Raw genomic sequence first — 18,245 nt, 5'->3', positions numbered from 1 at the left:
GTGTTCTGCGCCACGAGAGTGATCGCAGCTTGATCTCTTGACTGGCGGCGCTTGCGGGTTCACTCTGGTCACAACACGAGGCCAGGGTGGGAATTCGCGGGGCCCGCTCGACAGCTCGTGCGTTTGCGGCTAGACTGCTAATTTGCGCTGCCCTCTTTCCGCGTGCCCTTTGGTGGGGCGTAGGATTGTGGGCGCCATTGCACCCCTTGACAGCTGTGTTAGCGGCTTGACCGGTCTGGTCCTACCAGTCCGGTTTGTCCGGCCGGTCACCACTGATGCGGCTGTAGCCAGTTCAGAGTCCCGGAAGGACGCATCTTGGCAGTCTCCCGCGCGACCAAGGTCTCTGCAGTCTCCAACTTCACGTCGGGGATCCCTGGGGCACCCAAGCGGGTCTCGTTCGCGAACATCAGTGAGCCGTTGGACGTGCCGAATCTGCTTGACCTGCAGATCCAGTCCTTTCAATGGCTCATCGGTGACGAGACCTGGTTCCAGCGCCGGGTCGACGCCGGCGAAGAAAACCCCGTGAGCGGCCTCGAGGAAGTCCTCAACGAGATCTCCCCGATCGAGGACTTCTCCGGATCCATGTCGTTGTCCTTCTCCGACCCGCGCTTCGACGAGGTCAAGGCCTCCGTCGACGAGTGCAAGGACAAGGACATGACCTACTCTGCCCCGTTGTTCGTCACGGCGGAGTTCACCAACCACTCCACTGGCGAGATCAAGAGCCAGACGGTGTTCATGGGTGACTTCCCGATGATGACGGACAAGGGCACGTTCATCATCAACGGCACCGAGCGGGTCGTGGTCTCCCAGCTCGTCCGGTCTCCGGGCGTCTACTTCGACCAGTCCGTCGACAAGACCACGGACAAGGACGTCTACAGCGTCAAGATCATCCCCAGCCGCGGCGCGTGGCTGGAGTTCGACGTCGACAAGCGCGACACCGTGGGTGTCCGCATCGACCGCAAGCGGCGGCAGCCGGTGACCGTCCTGCTCAAGGCCCTCGGCTGGTCCGAAGAGGCGATCCGGGAGCGGTTCGGCTTCTCCGAGACGCTGATGACGACCCTGGAGAAGGACCACACCGCCGGCCAGGACGAGGCCCTGCTGGACATCTACCGCAAGCTGCGTCCGGGCGAGCCGCCGACGAAGGAGAGCGCGCAGACGCTCCTGGAGAACCTGTTCTTCAAGGAGAAGCGCTACGACCTGGCCAAGGTCGGTCGGTACAAGGTCAACAAGAAGCTCGGCCTGGACCTGCCGTACGGCACCGGCGTCCTCACCGAAGAGGACATCGTCACCACGATCGAGTACCTGGTGCGCCTGCACGCCGGTGAGGAGAGCATGCCGGCCCGGGGCGGCGCCGAGGGCGAGACGATCCCGGTCGAGGTCGACGACATCGACCACTTCGGCAACCGCCGGCTGCGCACCGTCGGCGAGCTGATCCAGAACCAGGTCCGGGTCGGCCTGTCCCGGATGGAGCGGGTCGTCCGGGAGCGGATGACCACCCAGGACGTCGAGGCGATCACGCCGCAGACGCTGATCAACATCCGTCCGGTCGTCGCCGCGATCCGGGAGTTCTTCGGCACCTCGCAGCTGTCCCAGTTCATGGACCAGACCAACCCGATCGCGGGGTTGACGCACAAGCGGCGTCTTTCCGCGCTCGGTCCGGGCGGTCTGTCCCGGGAGCGGGCCGGCATGGAGGTCCGCGACGTCCACCCGTCGCACTACGGCCGGATGTGCCCGATCGAGACCCCGGAAGGTCCGAACATCGGTCTGATCGGCTCGCTGGCCACCTACGCCCGGGTCAACGAGTTCGGCTTCATCGAGACGCCGTACCGCAAGGTCGTGGACGGTCGGGTCACCGACCAGGTCGACTACCTGACCGCCGACGAAGAGGACCGGTACGTCAAGGCCCAGGCCAACGCCCGCATCGACGAGAACGGCTACTTCCTCGAAGACCGGGTGCTGGGGCGCCGGAAGGGCGGCGAGGTCGAGCTGCTGGCGCCGACCGAGATCGACTACATGGACGTCTCGCCGCGGCAGATGGTCTCCGCCGCCACGGCGATGATCCCGTTCCTCGAGCACGACGACGCCAACCGCGCCCTGATGGGTGCCAACATGCAGCGGCAGGCCGTTCCGCTGCTGCGCAGCGAGGCGCCGTACGTCGGCACCGGCATGGAGCTGCGGGCCGCCGTCGACTCCGGTGACGTCGTCACCGCCGAGAAGGCCGGGGTGATCGAGGAGGTCTGCGCCGACTACATCACCGTCATGGCCGATGACGGCACCCGGCGCACCTACAAGCTGGCCAAGTTCAACCGGTCCAACCACGGCACCTGCATCAACCAGAAGCCGATCGTCAACGAGGGCGACCGGGTCGAGGTCGGACAGGTCATCGCGGACGGTCCGTGCACCCAGAACGGCGAGATGGCCCTGGGCAAGAACCTGCTCGTGGCGATCATGCCGTGGGAGGGGCACAACTACGAGGACGCGATCATCCTGTCCCAGCGGCTGGTGCAGGACGACGTGCTCACCTCGATCCACATCGAGGAGCACGAGGTCGACGCCCGCGACACCAAGCTCGGTGCGGAGGAGATCACCCGGGACATCCCGAACGTCTCCGACGACGTGCTGGCCGACCTGGACGAGCGCGGCATCATCCGCATCGGTGCCGAGGTGCAGGGCGGCGACATCCTGGTCGGCAAGGTGACCCCGAAGGGCGAGACCGAGCTGACCCCGGAGGAGCGGCTGCTGCGCGCCATCTTCGGTGAGAAGGCCCGCGAGGTCCGCGACACCTCGCTGAAGGTGCCGCACGGCGAGACCGGCAAGGTCATCGGCGTCCGGGTGTTCAACCGCGAGGACGACGACGAGCTGCCGCCCGGCGTCAACCAGCTGGTCCGGGTCTACATCGCGCAGAAGCGCAAGATCCAGGACGGCGACAAGCTGGCCGGCCGCCACGGGAACAAGGGTGTCATCGGCAAGATCCTCCCGGTCGAGGACATGCCGTTCATGGAGGACGGCACGCCGGTGGACATCATCCTGAACACCCACGGCATCCCGCGACGGATGAACATCGGCCAGGTGTTGGAAACCCACCTCGGCTGGATCGCTTCCCAGGGTTGGAGCATCGAAGGCGACCCGGACTGGGCGAAGCGGTTGCCCGAGGAGCTCTACGACGTGGAGCCGGGCACCAACACCGCGACGCCGGTGTTCGACGGTGCTCGCGAGGAGGAGATCATCGGCCTGCTCGGCTCGACCAAGCCGAACCGGGACGGTCAGCGGCTGGTCGGTTCCGACGGCAAGGCCCGACTGCTCGACGGGCGCAGTGGTGAGCCGTTCCCGTACCCGGTCGCGGTCGGCTACATGTACATCCTGAAGCTGTCGCACCTGGTGGACGACAAGATCCACGCCCGTTCGACGGGCCCGTACTCGATGATCACCCAGCAGCCGCTGGGTGGTAAGGCGCAGTTCGGTGGCCAGCGCTTCGGTGAGATGGAGTGCTGGGCCATGCAGGCCTACGGTGCTGCTTACACGCTGCAGGAGCTGCTGACGATCAAGTCCGACGACGTGGTCGGCCGCGTCAAGGTCTACGAGGCGATCGTCAAGGGCGAGAACATTCCGGAGCCGGGCATTCCGGAGTCGTTCAAGGTGCTCCTCAAGGAACTGCAGTCGCTGTGCCTGAACGTGGAGGTGCTCTCCACGGACGGTGCCGCCATCGAGATGCGCGACGGGGAGGACGAGGACCTGGAGCGTGCTGCGGCCAATCTGGGCATCAACCTGTCCCGCAATGAGTCGCCGTCGGTCGACGACATCGCGCACTGAACCTCGCCGCCGGTCCGCGGAGCACTGGCCGCGGACCGGCGTCCGACCCAACCTGGCACTGCTGCCCGACGGCAGCGCCCTCCGACAAAGGGAGAAGACCCGACGTGCTGGACGTCAACTTCTTCGATGAACTCCGAATCGGCCTCGCCACGGCCGACGACATCCGCCAGTGGTCGTACGGCGAGGTGAAGAAGCCCGAAACCATCAACTACCGGACCCTGAAGCCGGAGAAGGACGGGCTCTTCTGCGAGAAGATCTTCGGCCCGACGCGGGACTGGGAGTGCTACTGCGGTAAGTACAAGCGGGTCCGCTTCAAGGGCATCATCTGCGAGCGCTGTGGTGTCGAGGTCACCCGCGCCAAGGTGCGCCGTGAGCGCATGGGCCACATCGAGCTGGCCGCGCCCGTGACGCACATCTGGTACTTCAAGGGCGTCCCGAGCCGCCTGGGCTACCTGCTGGACCTGGCGCCGAAGGACCTCGAGAAGATCATCTACTTCGCCGCTTACGTGATCACCTCGGTCAACACCGAGATGCGGCACAACGACCTGCCCACGCTGGAAAGCGAGATCAGCGTCGAGCGCAAGCGCATCGCCGACCAGCGGGACGCCGAGCTGGAGCAGCGGGCCCAGAAGCTCGAGGCCGACCTGGCCGAGCTGGAGGCCGAGGGCGCCAAGAGCGACGTGCGCCGCAAGGTCAAGGAGAGCGGCGAGCGCGAGATGCGCCAGATCCGCGACCGGGCCCAGCGCGAGCTGGACAAGCTGGACGAGATCTGGGAGACCTTCACCAAGCTGGAGCCGCGCCAGCTGATCACCGACGAGGTGCTCTACCGGGAGCTGCAGGACCGCTACGGCGAGTACTTCACCGGCGGCATGGGTGCCGAGGCCATCCAGAAGCTGCTGGAGAACTTCGACATCGACGCCGAGGCGGAGGCGCTGCGCGAGACCATCCGCACCGGCAAGGGCCAGAAGAAGCTGCGCGCGCTGAAGCGGCTGAAGGTCGTCGCCGCCTTCCAGAACACCGGCAACGACCCGGCCGGCATGGTGCTCAACTGCGTGCCGGTCATCCCGCCGGACCTGCGCCCGATGGTGCAGCTCGACGGTGGTCGGTTCGCCACGTCCGACCTCAACGACCTGTACCGCCGGGTCATCAACCGGAACAACCGCTTGAAGCGGCTGATCGACCTCGGGGCTCCCGAGATCATCGTCAACAACGAGAAGCGGATGCTGCAGGAGTCCGTGGACGCGTTGTTCGACAACGGCCGCCGCGGACGTCCGGTGACCGGCCCGGGCAACCGGCCGCTGAAGTCGCTGTCCGACCTGCTCAAGGGCAAGCAGGGCCGGTTCCGCCAGAACCTGCTCGGCAAGCGCGTCGACTACTCCGGCCGTTCGGTGATCGTCGTCGGTCCGCAGCTGAAGCTGCACCAGTGCGGTCTGCCGAAGGAGATGGCGGTCGAGCTGTTCAAGCCGTTCGTCATGAAGCGGCTGGTGGACCTCAACCACGCGCAGAACATCAAGTCCGCCAAGCGGATGGTGGAGCGCCAGCGCCCGCAGGTGTGGGACGTGCTGGAAGAGGTCATCGCCGACCACCCGGTGCTGCTCAACCGAGCTCCGACGCTGCACCGCCTCGGCATCCAGGCCTTCGAGCCGCAGCTGGTGGAAGGCAAGGCCATCCAGCTGCACCCGCTGGTCTGCGAGGCGTTCAACGCGGACTTCGACGGCGACCAGATGGCGGTGCACCTGCCGCTGTCGGCCGAGGCGCAGGCCGAAGCCCGCATCCTGATGCTGTCCAGCAACAACATCCTGTCGCCGGCGTCGGGTCGTCCGCTGGCCATGCCGCGACTGGACATGGTCACCGGCCTGTACCACTTGACCCGCCAGGTGGACGGGGCCAAGGGCGAGGGCCAGGCGTTCTCGTCGGTCGGCGAGGCGATCATGGCCTACGACCGGGGCACGCTGGACATGCACGCCAAGGTCAAGATCCGCATGCGGGACATGGTCCCGCCGCGGGACGAGACCCCCGAGGACTGGGAGCCGGGCAAGCCCTGGATCGCGCACACCACGCTGGGCCGGGTGTGGTTCAACGAGCTGCTGCCGGAGGACTACCCGTTCGTCAACGAGCTGCTGCCGAAGAAGCGGCAGGCGGCGATCGTCAACGACCTGGCCGAGCGGTACCCGATGGTCACCGTGGCCCAGACGCTGGACAAGCTCAAGGACGCCGGCTTCTACTGGGCCACGCGGTCCGGTGTGACGATCTCGATCACCGACGTGGTCGTTCCGCCGAACAAGCGGGAGATCCTCGACTCCTACGAGGCCAAGGCTGACCAGATCGAGAAGCGGTACCGCCGCGGTGCGCTGTCCTACCAGGAGCGCAACGACGAGCTGGTCAAGATCTGGACGGCGGCGAGGGAAGAAGTCGCTGAGGCGATGGAGAAGAACTTCCCCGAGGACAACTCGATCAACATGATCGTGAAGTCCGGTGCCGCCGGTAACATGACCCAGGTCGTCCAGCTGGCGGGTATGCGCGGTCTGGTGTCCAACCCGAAGGGTGAGTACATCCCGCGCCCGATCAAGGCGAACTTCCGCGAAGGCCTGACGGTGCTGGAGTACTTCATCTCCAACCACGGTGCCCGCAAGGGTCTGGCCGACACGGCGCTCCGCACCGCCGACTCCGGTTACCTGACCCGGCGTCTGGTCGACGTCTCGCAGGACGTCATCGTCCGCGAGGCCGACTGCGGCACCGAGCGCGGCATCCGGATGCCGATCGCCGAGCAGCTGCCCGACGGTTCGCTGACGCGGCACCCGCACGTGGAGACCAGCGTCTACGCGCGCACCGCTGCCGAGGACGTCACCGACAGCGACGGCAACATCCTGGTCACCAAGGGCACCGACCTCAGCGACCCGATCATCGAGAAGCTGATCGAGGCCGGCATCACCACGGTCAAGATCCGCAGCGTGCTCACCTGCGAGTCCGGCACCGGGGTGTGCGCGGTCTGCTACGGCCGCTCGATGGCCACCGGCAAGCTGGTGGACGTCGGCGAGGCCGTCGGCATCGTCGCCGCGCAGTCGATCGGTGAGCCCGGTACGCAGCTGACGATGCGCACGTTCCACCAGGGTGGTGTGGCCGGTGACGACATCACCACCGGTCTGCCGCGTGTGCAGGAGCTGTTCGAGGCCCGCGTCCCGAAGGGCAAGGCCCCGATCGCCGATGCTCCTGGCCGCATCCGCCTGGAGGACAACGACCGGTACTGGAAGATCACCATCATCCCGGACGACGGCAGCGACGAGATCGTCTACGACAAGCTGTCGAAGCGCCAGCGCCTCGCGGTGATCAACGTGGACGGCACCGAACGCCAGCTGCAGGACGGCGACCACGTCGACGTCGGCCAGCAGCTGCTGGAAGGTGCGGTCGACCCGCACGAGGTGCTGCGCGTGATGGGTCCGCGGGAAGCCCAGCTGCACCTGGTTCGCGAGGTGCAGAAGGTGTACCGCTCCCAGGGTGTGGGCATCCACGACAAGCACGTCGAGGTGATCGTCCGGCAGATGCTGCGCCGGGTCATCATCATCGACTCGGGCTCCACCGAGTTCCTGCCCGGTTCGCCGGTCGAGCGGTCGGTGTTCGAGGCGGAGAACCGTCGCGTGGTGGCCGAGGGCGGCGACCCGGCGTCCGGCCGTCCGGTGCTGATGGGTATCACCAAGGCGTCGTTGGCGACCGAGTCCTGGCTGTCGGCGGCCTCCTTCCAGGAGACGACCCGCATCCTCACCAACGCCGCGATCGAGCGGTCCAGTGACAAGCTGGTCGGCCTGAAGGAGAACGTGATCATCGGTAAGTTGATCCCGGCGGGTACCGGCATCAACCGCTACCGCAACATCCAGGTGCAGCCGACGGAGGAGGCGCGGGCCGCGGCTTACGCGATCCCGTCCTACGACGACAGCTACTACACCCCGGATGTGTTCGGTACCGGTACCGGTGCCGCGGTGCCGCTGGACGACTACGACTTCGGCCGCGACTACCGCTGACGTCTGATCGGGCTGTTCCGGCCCGTCAGATTCCAGGCCCCTGTCCGTCTCCTCCGGACAGGGGCCTTTTCCTTTTCCCGTTCCAGGGCCGGTTCTGGTGCGTCGGCTGTCCGGGCGGTGGAGGCGGTTCGGGGTGAGCGGGGCGCGCCCGCGGTGGATCGGGTTCCGCGGCGGGATCTCAGTCCCGGTAGCGGGCGAGGAAGTGGGTCAGCAGCTGCTTGGACCGGGGTTTCGGGGCAGCGGCTCGGCGCAGCCGGGCGATCGCGTCGGTGAAGGTGGCGATCTCCTGCGGGCAGCGCAGCGTGCTGATCTTGTGCTGTTCCAAGTGGACGACCGGGCTCTCGCAGGGGAATTCGACCAGCATGAAGCTGCCGTGGAGCCCCGCGTGCTCGCCGGCGGAGAACGGCACGACGCGCAGCTCGATGTTGTTCGCTTCGAATGCCTGCAGCAGGTGGTGCAGTTGTTCGGCCATCACCGCTCGCCCGCCGACCGGGCGCGCCAGCACCGCTTCGTCGAGGAAGACCTCCAGCTGCACCGGGTCTTCCTTGGCGAACACGCCTTGGCGGTATTGGCACAGCTCGGCGATGCGCTGCACCTGTTCCGGTTCCGGGGTGACAGCTGCCGCCAGGGCCCGGGTGTAGCGGGGGGTTCGCAGCAGCGCGGGCACCACAGTGGAGCAGTAGTGGGTGATGGCGGTGGCCCGCTGTTCGGTTTCGATGAGGGTGGCGACGTCGGGGGAGAGGTCCAGTCCTGATTCCCACCAGGCCGGGTGGTGGATCTCCCGGGCGAGCTTGAGCAGCTTCTCGCGGATCGATTCGTCGACCTGCAGCGCGGTCAGCACCCGGTCCAGGTCTTCTTCGCCGATCGTGTGCTGGGCCAGTTCGATCCTGCTGACCTTGGATTCCGACCAGCCGAGTTTCGCGCCGAGCTGCCGCATGGACATGCCGGTTGCTTTTCGGGCTGCGCGCAACTCGCTGGCGAGTGCTCGTGCTCTCGGGGAGCCGCTCATGCGGCGCAGCTTAATCCTCCGATCCGAATTGGGAGTTGCAAGTCTCCCAGGAAATCTGGGAGTCTCCCAGGGCTGCCATGGTGTGATGGCCGGGATTTGGCGGGTTGTGCCGTGTCGTCGAGGGGCCGGCACGGCACAACCCGTGGCGCGGGGGTCAGCCCTCGAGGTCGGCCAGGGCCTTGCGGACCCGCTCCATCTCCGCTTCGAGTTCCGCCAGCTTCGCCTGCTGCTGTTCCCGGGCCTGGGTGATCACCGTGTCGATCCGCTCGGCGATCTCCTGGTGCAGTTCAGCTGCGGCCCGGGAGACGGAGGAGGCCGGGATCTGCAGTCCCTGGACGACGCGCTTGCCCGCGTGGACCAGTTCGGCCTGCCACTCGCCCTCGGCGGTCCCGGTGACGGTCAAGGTCAGCTCGACCGTGCGGGTCTTGCGGGCGCTGCTCTTGGTGCGCTTCTTCTTCGGGGGTTCCGGGGCGGGGGCGGGAGTCGACTGTTCCTCGGCGGGCGCGGGCGTCGGCGCGGCTTCGGCCGGAGCGGTCTGCTCGGTGGCTGCCTGCTCGGTGGCTGCCTGTTCGGTGCCCGTCTGTTCAGTGCCCGTCTGTTCTTCGGTCAACTTCATCTCCCTGTGTGTCGCGGAGGGGGACCTCAGCATAGAACAGGTGTTCCCCTCGTGTGCGGCGGCACGACCATTGTTGATCTTGAATCGTGGCGGGTGCTCACCGGTCCTCCAGCACCGCCAGCAATGCCTGCAGGGCAGGCTCGAAGGCATCTCCGGCGGGGGACGCGTAGCCGAGCACCAGTCCGCCCGGGTGGGAGCCGGGGTGGAACCAGTGCGCACCGAGCGGATCCAGCCCGACCGAGCAATCCCGGGCCCGCTGCAGCACGTCCGGTTCGGCTTCGCCGCGCGGGTCCAGCAGCAAGGTGAGGTGCAGGCCCGCCGAGACCCCGGCCGGCACCGGGCGGTGCCGAGCGCGCAGTCCGCCGAGCGCTTCCAGCAGTGCTGCCCGGCGTTTCCGGTACACCGCGCGCGACCGGCGGATGTGCTGATCGTAAGCCCCCGACCGGATCAGCTGAGCCATGGTCAACTGTTCTACCAGTGGGGCGTGGCCACCGCTCTCCCGCTTGAGCTCCCGCAGCGGTTCCACCAGCCGGTGCGGCACCGCCAGCCAGGCCAGCCGCAACGCCGGGGCGAGGGTTTTGCTCGCGGTTCCCGCGTAGACGACGTCCTCCGGGGCCAATCCCTGGATGGCGCCGATCGGTGGGCGGTCGAACCGGAACTCGCCGTCGTAGTCGTCCTCCAGCACCAGCAGGCCGCCCGCCCGGGCCAGCTTCACCAGCCGGGTGCGGCGGGCGGAGCTCAACGCCACCCCCAGCGGGTACTGGTGCGCCGGGGTGATCACCGCGGCATCGCCGGTGATCTCGTCGACCGCGAGCCCCTTCTCGTCGACCGGGACGCCGCGCACGGACAAGCCCAGCCGGGCGGGGATCGAGCGCAGCAGCGGGACCGAAGGGTCTTCGAAGTCGATCGACTTCCCGCCCTGGTCCTGGAGCACCCTGCTGAGCAGTGCCAAGGCCTGGCTGTAGCCGTTGCAGATGACGATCCGATCCGGACTGGTGACCACCGCGCGGGCCCGGGAGAGGTAGTCGCTGAGCGCTTCCCGCAGCGCGGGGTGCCCCTGCGGATCGCCGTAGCCGAGGTCTTCCGCCGAGGCGGACTCCAGCGCTCTCCGGCTCGCCGCCAGCCAGTCCCGACGCGGGAAGGAGCTCAGGTCCGGGCGTCCCGGCCGGAAGTCCCACAGCGGGGCGGGCTCCGGGTCTGCTGCCGGTGTCGGCTGCGCCGGCGGTTCGGTGGTCAACCGCTCGGCGACCACCGTGGGCGCCCCTTGCCGGGACAGCAGGAACCCCTCGCTGGTCAACTGCTGGTAGGCGCGGGTGACGGTGCCGCGGGCCATGCCCAGCTCCTGGGCCAGCGCCCGGGTGGAGGGGAGTTTGCTGCCCGCGGTGAGCCGGCCGTCGCGGATCGCCGCGCGCAGCGCCTCGGCCAGCTGCAGGCTGTCCGCCCGGCCCGTCCGGTGCGGGTGCATTCCCAGCGAGGCGGCCCATCCGGCTGTCACACCGCGGACGATACCGAAATTTCCCCTTGGTTCCGCGGTGAACTTGCCAGATGATGTTAACTGCATCATGAACGCAGAGCTCTGCTGTTGGTAGCCGGATGCCGGTGATAGCTTTCCGGTGTCCGCCGATCTGCTCCGTGCGGGGGATGTCGTGCCTGACGACCTCAGCGCTGCTGAACGGATGGTTCGCGAGTGGCAGCAGCGTGCCACCGAAAAGGCCGAGAAGTTCGGCCAAATGCAGGCTGCGATCCAGTCGATCACGGTCACCGAGTCCTCCCAGGACGGTGCGGTGCAGGTGACCGTGGGGTCGAACGGCATCCTGCAGGACCTGCAGCTCTCCGACAGCGCGGCCAACCGCTCGATGTCCGCGCTGGCCTCCGAGATCATGCGCACTGTGCAGAAGGCCCAGGCCAAGCTCCCGGAGCTGATGCAGGAGGCAGCGGCCAGCACGGTCGGGCTGGAAGACTCCGCTGTGCAGCACGTGCTCGGCAAGGCGCGGGAGGCGTTCCCGCAGCCCCCGGAGGAGCAGGACGACGGTGCGCAACGCTACTCCGGTCCGCAGGAGATCGGGTTCGACGAGCAGGAGGACGTCGAGCAGTCCGCTCCCGATGCGCGGCGCAGCGGTCCTCAGCGCCGCAGGCCGGACGACTTCGACGACGATGACGAGGACTTCAGCGATCAGTCGTTCCTGCGCTGAGCCGGCGCCGGGATCCGGCGGGATTTCGAGCCATGCCTGACCAGGTGAGAATCGCACCCGACGACCTGCACACCCATGCCTCCAAAGTGGATGGTGTGGCGGATCGGATCGGCACGGCGGTCGAAGCGGCTCAGCAGGTCACTTTGGACAACGACGCCTACGGCATCCTCTGCCGGCCGTTCGCCTGGATGCTGGACCCCGTTGAGAAGCAGGGCGTGGAAGCCCTGAAGAGGGCCGCTGAAGCCATGCGGGAGACCGCGGAGAACGTGCGAGCCGCCGCGGACGAGTACCGGACGGTGGACGAGGGCAACAGCGATGCGTTCCGGAGATTGCAGGCGTGAGCGGTCCGCTCGCGGCCCGATCGGGCCTGGTGCGAGGTGCGGGGCGAAGGGGCGGGCCGGAGTCCGTCCGCCCAGCGGATCACCCCTCGCTGACATGCCACAGTGGACTGTAGGGTTCACCGAGCGGTCACCGCGGACGTCTCCTCCCCGGCGCGCTCCCGGTGGTCGTGCGCCAGCTGTCGCGGAACTGCACCGCTCAACCGGCCCCGGCCGTTTTCCCGGGCGTGCTGCGGAGAGCGGCTCCGAGCGCTCAGCGCAGCAGCTCGGCCGATCGGAGAGCGGGGACCGCGCCACAGCACCGGCCGTCCCCAGTCCCCGGTCGCGGGGAGGAGCTCCCGCCGCAGCTGCGCGCGGTCCTGGGCGCACCGAACCTGCTGGACGAGCTGCTGCTGCGATCGACCGCTCGGGGTGCTCCGATGCCGCCGGAACGGTGTGCGGCAACATTGCTGGAGCCCAGTGCGGGGCTCGGGCCTCCCGCAGCGTTGGTCGCAGCAGCTGGAACTGCGCGAGGTGACCGGAAACCCGGCCGGAGAGGTGCTGGCCGGGCCCAGTCCCCACCCGCCGGCGCGTCCGGCCTGGGCAAAGCGGTATCCCGCCTGGTGAGGAGAACATCGGCGATGACGAACGGTCAGCAAGGCGGTCCCGGCGCGCCCCAGTTGTCGTGGACCGAGCGGTTCCGCGGCGCTCTGCTCGGCGGCGCCGTCGGTGATGCTCTCGGCACCGGTGTGCGGCACCTGGAAAGCCGCGAGATCCAACGCAGATTCGGACCGGGCGGCCTTGGTGACTACGTGCCGGTGTACGGCCGCCCCGGCGGCTCCAGCGAGGTCACCCAGCTCGTCGCGTTCACAATGGACGCTTTGCTGCGGGCCAGGGCGGCGAACTCCGCGCCCACCGCGCAGTGGCTGCCCACCTGGTTCGCGATGGTGAACTACCTGCGTTGGCTGCACACCCAGGGCGTGCCGTGGCAGTACGCGATGTCGGCCTTCCTGCGGACCGAGCCCGAGCCCACCGGTTGGCTGCTGAACCGCGGCGAGCTGTACTCCACCCGCAACCCCACCGGACAGCAGCTGCCGATGATCGGCCGGATGGCCACGCAGCCGCCGCTGTCCGGCGACGCGGTGCGCCCGGTGCACGACCGGGACGGCAACGCCGACTTCGCGGCGTGGGTCGCGCCGGTGATGGTGTGGTCGAACCGGCCGGAAGCGGTCTACGCCGCCGGGGCGAGCATCGCCCACCTGTTCACCTCCGGGCCCAACGCCGTCGGCGCCGCCGGGTTCCACGCCGACGTGCTGGCCCAGTTGATCCGCGGCATCCCGCTGTGGGACGCGGTCACCGCCACCGAGCAGCACCGCCTCGGCGTCGCGTACCAGGTCAACGGGGTCCCCGCGGATGTTCGCCGGACCGTGCACGCGGCGATGTTCGTCGGGCGGAGCGGCCGTCGGCTCACCCCCGCCGACGTGGACGTGGAATTCGACGTGGAGGCGAAACCGGGGGAGCTGGGAATAGCGCTGGCCGCCGTCGGCAGCACGCGCAACTTCGTCGACGCGGTCCGCGTGGCGATCAACCACTCCGCGGACAGCTGCGTCAGCGGAGCGCTCGCCGGGCAACTCGCCGGTGCTCTCTACGGGGTCGGCGCGATCCCGCAGGCCTGGTTGCAGCAGCTGGAGCTGCGGCAGGTCGTCGAGACCTTGTGCCGGGACGCCGGTGAGGCGTTCGCCCCGCCGCAGTGGGCGCAGCGGTACGCGCCGCAGCCGGCCGCCCCGGCCCGCGGCCGCCAGCACAGCACTGCGGACAGCCAGGCGGAGCAGACCACCGTGCTGCCGCTCATCCGCCCGGAAACCGAGGCCGCGGTGGGCGAACCGCCGTCCGCTGCGGTGCAGGCCCCGCAGTCGGCGGCGCCTGATCCGGCCGGCGAAGTGGCCGCGCCCGCCTTCCCGTCGGTTCCCGAGGAGACCCCGGCGGAGACCACCGGCCCCATCCCGGTGCCGGTGGACGGCGACACCGCCCTCCTCGCCAGCGGCGAGCCGACCGCGCCGCAACCGGTGGTGCCGGAACCCGATCCGCACGAGCGAGCGGACCAGGAAGGCGACTCGCAGCCCGCAGCGCCCGTCGAGGACGAGACCACCGCTCCCGTCCGGGAACCGGACGAAGAGCCGGCGGTGGAAGAAGTCGCCCCCGTCGAGGAAGCCGAAGGAGCCGCCCCGGCGGAGGAAGCCGAACCCACCGCACCGCGACCGAGCGAGCTGGCCGAACCGGTCGAGGACGGGGTCGCCGCCGCGCCGGTCAGCGACCCCGGAACCCCGGAGGCGGGAGCGCCGGCAGCTCCAGAAGAGGAGGAGTCGGAAGCCCCGCAGGTGGAGGCACCGGCAGAACCGGTTGCGGAGCTCGGGCCGGACTCCGCGGTGGCTGAGGTGCCCGAGCCAGCGGCGCAGCCGACGGGTTCGGACGGATCGGGGCCTGCCGCGGAAGAAGTGGTCGAACCGGCAGCACAGCCGACGGACTCGGCCGAACCGGGCCTCGGGGCTGCGGCGGAGCACGAGTTGTCCGGCCCGCTCCCGGGAGCGGTGCCCGAACCGGTCGAGCCGAAGTCGACCGAGGCGGAAGCGGAGGAGCCCGCCCCGGAACCGGACGACTTCGAGCCGGTGTCCCCAGCGGACGCGGACCGGCGGGAAGACCCCGCCGAACCCGCCGATGCCGGGTCGGAACCGGTGCTCGCCGCGGAGCTGCCCACCGAGCCGGACGGCGCCGGGCTCGTTCCGCAGGGCGAGCCAGAACCCGTTGGGGAGCAGGCCGCCACGCCGGGAGCCCCCGAGCCGCTCGTGGAGCAGTCCACCGCGGACCCCGAGCCCGCCGCCGAGCCGGACGGAAACGAGCCCGCGGGGCAGGTGGCCTCGGCCGAGCCGGCCTCCGGTGACGATCCCGAGCCCCCAGCCGAGGAACCGGGCTGGTTCACCGAACCCGCGCTGCCCGAACCGGAGCAGACCACCACGGCAGCGCACGGGGACCTGGGCGAGCCCGGGACGGCCACCGAGCAGCACGTCGCTGACACCGCGCTGGAGTTCCCCGAACTGCCCGAGCCCGAGGCCTCCCCGGCTTCGGTCCGAGGCGGGCACGCCAAGCAGGAGGACGACCGGCGGTCTGCGCCGTCCTTGCCCGAGCGGGTCCTCGGCTGCTTCCTCGGCGGTGCCCTCGGCGACGCGCTCGGGATGGCGACCACCGCGCAGCGGGGCAGCTCGGACGTGCACGACGGAGAGCTCAGCGACAAGACCCAGCTGTCGCTGTTCACCGCCGAAGGTCTGATCCGCGGCAGCATGGCGAGGCGGTTGTTCGGCGCGGAAGACCCGCTGCCCCAGATCCAGCTCGCCTACCAGCGATGGCTGCACACCCAGGGCGTGCCGTGGCCATCGGCCGCCGGGCCCTTCCGGGACGACTTCCCCGCACCCGACGGCTGGCTGGTGGGGGTCCCGGAACTGTTCCGCAGCCGCATCTCCGACGGAGCGGCGCGGCAAGAGCTCGCTCGTTTCGCCGAGGGGCGTCCGACCGGCACGCCGACCGAGCCGGTCAACGATTCCGCCGGCAACGGCGGGCTGGTGCGGGTCGCCCCGGTGGCGTTGTACTCCGCCGACCCCGCCGAGGTCTTCCAACTCGCCACCCGGGTCGCCGCGCTGACCCACGGCCACCCCGACGGGCACCTGCCGGCCGGGGCGCTCGCGGTGATCGTGCAGCAAGCCCTGCTCGGTCGGGGGCTCGACGACGGCGTGTGGCTCGCCCTGCAGGTGCTGGAGACCTGGCCGGGGCACGAAGGCACGACCACCCGGTTGAAAGCCGCGGTCGAGCTCGCCGAACGCGGTTCGCCGGAGCAGGCCGCGGAAGTGCTCGGCACTCCCGACACCGGTGCGGGGGCGCTGGCGGCAGCGGTCTGCACCACGTTGGCCGCGGGGGACGATCTGCAGCTCGCCCTGAAGGCTTCGGCCGACTGGGCAGCTGACGGCGATGCGGCCAGCGCGGTTTGCGGGAACATCGTGGGCGCCCTGCACGGGGTGCGGGCCCTGCCCGTGGATTGGCTGGCCGGGTTGGAGCTGCGGGAGGTCGTCGAGCGCATGGCGCTGGACTGCCTCGCCGAGTTCGGCCGCGGAGCGTTCCGGAGCGGGCAGGAGGAGACGGACTCCCCGGACGATGCGGAATGGCGGGACCGCTACCCGGTGCGGGCGCACGGCACCGGCGGTGCAGCGGTCCACGCCGAGGAGACCGGGGGTGCGCCGGATGCGGGGACCGCGGGTGCCGGGGGTGGCGAGGCCCAGGAAGAAGCCACCCAGGTGCTGCCGGCGGTCGACCCGGAATCGGTGCACGAGTTCCCGGCTCCGAAGCCGGCCCCGCGCCGGTTCGGAACAGCAGTGCCCGATGGACCGCTGCGAGACGAGCACCGGTGATCCGCGGGGCGCCCTCCGCCGGCACCCGGGCCTGCGCGAGGTCGTCGGTGCTGCTGCGCGGGGTCGGTTGGTGGGCATGGCCTGGAACTGCGCGACGCGGCCCCGGGTTCCGGGGCCGCGTCGCCGCACTGCCGCAGCAGCCCGCCGGTTACCATGATCACCGGACGCCGCGGCATCCCGGAGCGGTGCGTTCGATCTGGACCGCGAGCAGGTGGATGCCGGGATCGCCGGCGTGCTGCCGCGGTCGGGTCAGGACCCGGTGGCCGGCAGCTGGCTCGCGCAGTTGGAAGTCGTCGGGCACCGTCGTCGTCGGCCGGGGTTGCGCGCGCGGGTACAGTGTTGGGGTAACACGAGATGCGCTCGACAGACCCGCTGGGCAGCGGGTGTTCGGAAGATCAGCAGGTCAAACCGACCCCCGTTTTGACCCTCTGAGAACGGGGCAGGTATCTTTATTTATCGGACCCGACCCCATCGGGTCGATCCGCATGCCCGTGCATGACGAGGCCGAGGGCGAGATTTCTCGTTTGTCGGTCACGGCAGCGCCGAGCGGCGTGTGGAACTCCTCCTGCCAGCCCGCTGGGGTCCTTCCCGATCGGGACGCCACGGCGCCGCAAGTCCGGGGAGTGGGCGACACGCCCGACCTCGGGGCGCGGGGGAGTCCTGAACACAGTGCCTGACAGGTGCTCGACGCCAGGGGCACAGAAGCTCGAACGAGCGCTGCTTGGACGAGTACCCGTAAAGACGCGAACGCTGACAGAAAGCCGGTCCATGCCCACCATCCAGCAGCTGGTCCGAAAGGGCCGCCAGGACAAGGTCGCGAAGACCAAGAGTGCGGCGCTCAAGGGGAGCCCGCAGCGGCGTGGTGTGTGCACCCGCGTGTACACCACCACTCCGAAGAAGCCCAACTCGGCACTGCGCAAGGTCGCTCGTGTCAAGCTCACCAGTGGCATCGAGGTCACGGCCTACATCCCGGGTGAGGGCCACAACCTGCAGGAGCACTCGATCGTGCTCGTTCGTGGCGGCCGTGTGAAGGACCTCCCCGGTGTGCGCTACAAGATCATCCGCGGTTCCGCTGACACGCAGGGTGTGAAGAACCGCAAGCAGGCCCGCAGCCGGTACGGCGCGAAGAAGGAGAAGAGCTAATGCCCCGGAAGGGTCCGGCCCCGAAGCGGCCGCTGAGTGCTGATCCCGTGTACGGTTCGCCTCTGGTCACCCAGCTGGTGAACAAAGTGCTGGTGGACGGCAAGCGTTCGCTGGCAGAGCGGATCGTTTACGCGGCGTTGGAAGGCTGCCGGGAGAAGACCGGCACCGATCCGATCGTGACGCTCAAGCGCGCCCTGGACAACGTGAAGCCGACCCTGGAAGTCCGCAGCCGCCGCGTCGGTGGCGCGACCTACCAGGTGCCGATCGAGGTCCGTCCGGGCCGTTCGACGACGCTGGCGATGCGGTGGTTGGTCACCTATGCCCGCCAGCGCCGGGAGAAGACCATGGTCGAGCGCTTGATGAACGAACTGCTGGACGCGAGCAACGGTCTCGGCGCGAGCGTCAAGAAGCGCGAAGACACTCACAAGATGGCGGAGTCCAACCGGGCCTTCGCGCACTACCGCTGGTGACGTCGGGTCGGCAATGCCCGCCTCGGCTCACCGATTCGACAGCTTGCACCTGCTGTAGGAACGGGGAAGAAACTCGTGGCACGCGACGTGCTGACTGACCTGACCAAGGTCCGCAACATCGGCATCATGGCCCACATCGATGCGGGCAAGACCACCACAACCGAGCGGATCCTGTTCTACACAGGCATCACCCACAAGCTCGGTGAGACGCACGAGGG

General features: G+C 69.1%; 11 protein-coding genes. 8 read left to right on the top strand and 3 right to left on the bottom strand.

Going from position 1 to position 18,245, the window contains the following annotated elements:
* Positions 1-315 precede the first annotated feature (315 nt).
* Both rpoB and SREC43747_RS0100055 read left to right on the top strand, forming a co-directional pair.
* Positions 316-3,810, top strand: a complete 3,495-nt coding sequence (gene rpoB, locus SREC43747_RS0100060; RefSeq protein WP_029719111.1) for a DNA-directed RNA polymerase subunit beta — start codon at positions 316-318, stop codon at positions 3,808-3,810.
* Between the two features lie 104 nt (positions 3,811-3,914).
* Positions 3,915-7,826: a DNA-directed RNA polymerase subunit beta' gene (locus SREC43747_RS0100055; protein ID WP_029719110.1), complete on the top strand. Its 3,912-nt coding sequence runs from the start codon at positions 3,915-3,917 to the stop codon at positions 7,824-7,826.
* A 178-nt stretch (positions 7,827-8,004) separates the two neighbouring features.
* Here SREC43747_RS0100055 and SREC43747_RS0100050 read toward each other — a convergent pair whose 3' ends face one another.
* The 3 genes from SREC43747_RS0100050 to pdxR all read right to left on the bottom strand — a co-directional run bounded on the left by SREC43747_RS0100050 (position 8,005) and on the right by pdxR (position 10,946).
* Positions 8,005-8,835, bottom strand: a complete 831-nt coding sequence (locus tag SREC43747_RS0100050) for a helix-turn-helix domain-containing protein (protein ID WP_081722338.1) — start codon at positions 8,833-8,835, stop codon at positions 8,005-8,007.
* A 154-nt stretch (positions 8,836-8,989) separates the two neighbouring features.
* Positions 8,990-9,445: a DUF6319 family protein gene (locus SREC43747_RS0100045; protein WP_029719108.1), complete on the bottom strand. Its 456-nt coding sequence runs from the start codon at positions 9,443-9,445 to the stop codon at positions 8,990-8,992.
* Positions 9,446-9,548: 103 nt separating this feature from the next.
* Positions 9,549-10,946 (bottom strand): MocR-like pyridoxine biosynthesis transcription factor PdxR, encoded by a 1,398-nt coding sequence (gene pdxR, locus SREC43747_RS0100040; RefSeq protein ID WP_029719107.1) that lies wholly within the window; start codon positions 10,944-10,946, stop codon positions 9,549-9,551.
* A 151-nt stretch (positions 10,947-11,097) separates the two neighbouring features.
* Here pdxR and SREC43747_RS0100035 point away from each other — a divergent pair, with 151 nt between their 5' ends.
* The 6 genes from SREC43747_RS0100035 to SREC43747_RS20380 form a co-directional block, all read left to right on the top strand.
* Positions 11,098-11,643 (top strand): YbaB/EbfC family nucleoid-associated protein, encoded by a 546-nt coding sequence (locus SREC43747_RS0100035; protein WP_029719106.1) that lies wholly within the window; start codon positions 11,098-11,100, stop codon positions 11,641-11,643.
* A gap of 32 nt (positions 11,644-11,675) precedes the next feature.
* Complete coding sequence (locus SREC43747_RS0100030) at positions 11,676-11,984, top strand: type VII secretion target (RefSeq protein WP_029719105.1); 309 nt, start codon at positions 11,676-11,678, stop codon at positions 11,982-11,984.
* A 617-nt stretch (positions 11,985-12,601) separates the two neighbouring features.
* Positions 12,602-16,414, top strand: coding sequence for an ADP-ribosylglycohydrolase family protein (locus tag SREC43747_RS0100025; RefSeq protein ID WP_051387462.1), 3,813 nt, complete (start codon positions 12,602-12,604; stop codon positions 16,412-16,414).
* Between the two features lie 768 nt (positions 16,415-17,182).
* Positions 17,183-17,557, top strand: coding sequence for a 30S ribosomal protein S12 (gene rpsL, locus SREC43747_RS0100015; RefSeq protein WP_029719103.1), 375 nt, complete (start codon positions 17,183-17,185; stop codon positions 17,555-17,557).
* Positions 17,557-18,027 carry a 30S ribosomal protein S7 gene (gene rpsG / locus SREC43747_RS0100010; RefSeq protein ID WP_029719102.1) on the top strand — a complete coding sequence of 157 codons (471 nt, stop codon included), beginning with the start codon at positions 17,557-17,559 and terminating at the stop codon, positions 18,025-18,027. The genes rpsL and rpsG overlap by 1 nt, the downstream gene beginning before the upstream one ends.
* 75 nt (positions 18,028-18,102) lie before the next feature.
* Positions 18,103-18,245: GTP-binding protein (locus tag SREC43747_RS20380; RefSeq protein ID WP_152528264.1), on the top strand; the 143-nt coding region annotated here is incomplete at its 3' end.

This window comes from Saccharopolyspora rectivirgula DSM 43747 (assembly GCF_000497205.1).
Lineage (GTDB): Bacteria > Actinomycetota > Actinomycetes > Mycobacteriales > Pseudonocardiaceae > Saccharopolyspora > Saccharopolyspora rectivirgula.
Note: the sequence above shows the minus strand (reverse complement) of the source record. Positions and strands in the feature narration are given on the sequence as shown.

Coding starts and splice junctions, on each gene's coding strand:
- SREC43747_RS0100050 (WP_081722338.1), bottom strand. CDS start 8,835: ATGAGCGGCTCCCCGAGAGCACGAGCACTCGCCAGCGAGTTGCGCGCA.
- SREC43747_RS0100030 (WP_029719105.1), top strand. CDS start 11,676: ATGCCTGACCAGGTGAGAATCGCACCCGACGACCTGCACACCCATGCC.
- SREC43747_RS0100025 (WP_051387462.1), top strand. CDS start 12,602: ATGACGAACGGTCAGCAAGGCGGTCCCGGCGCGCCCCAGTTGTCGTGG.
- rpsL (WP_029719103.1), top strand. CDS start 17,183: ATGCCCACCATCCAGCAGCTGGTCCGAAAGGGCCGCCAGGACAAGGTC.
- rpsG (WP_029719102.1), top strand. CDS start 17,557: ATGCCCCGGAAGGGTCCGGCCCCGAAGCGGCCGCTGAGTGCTGATCCC.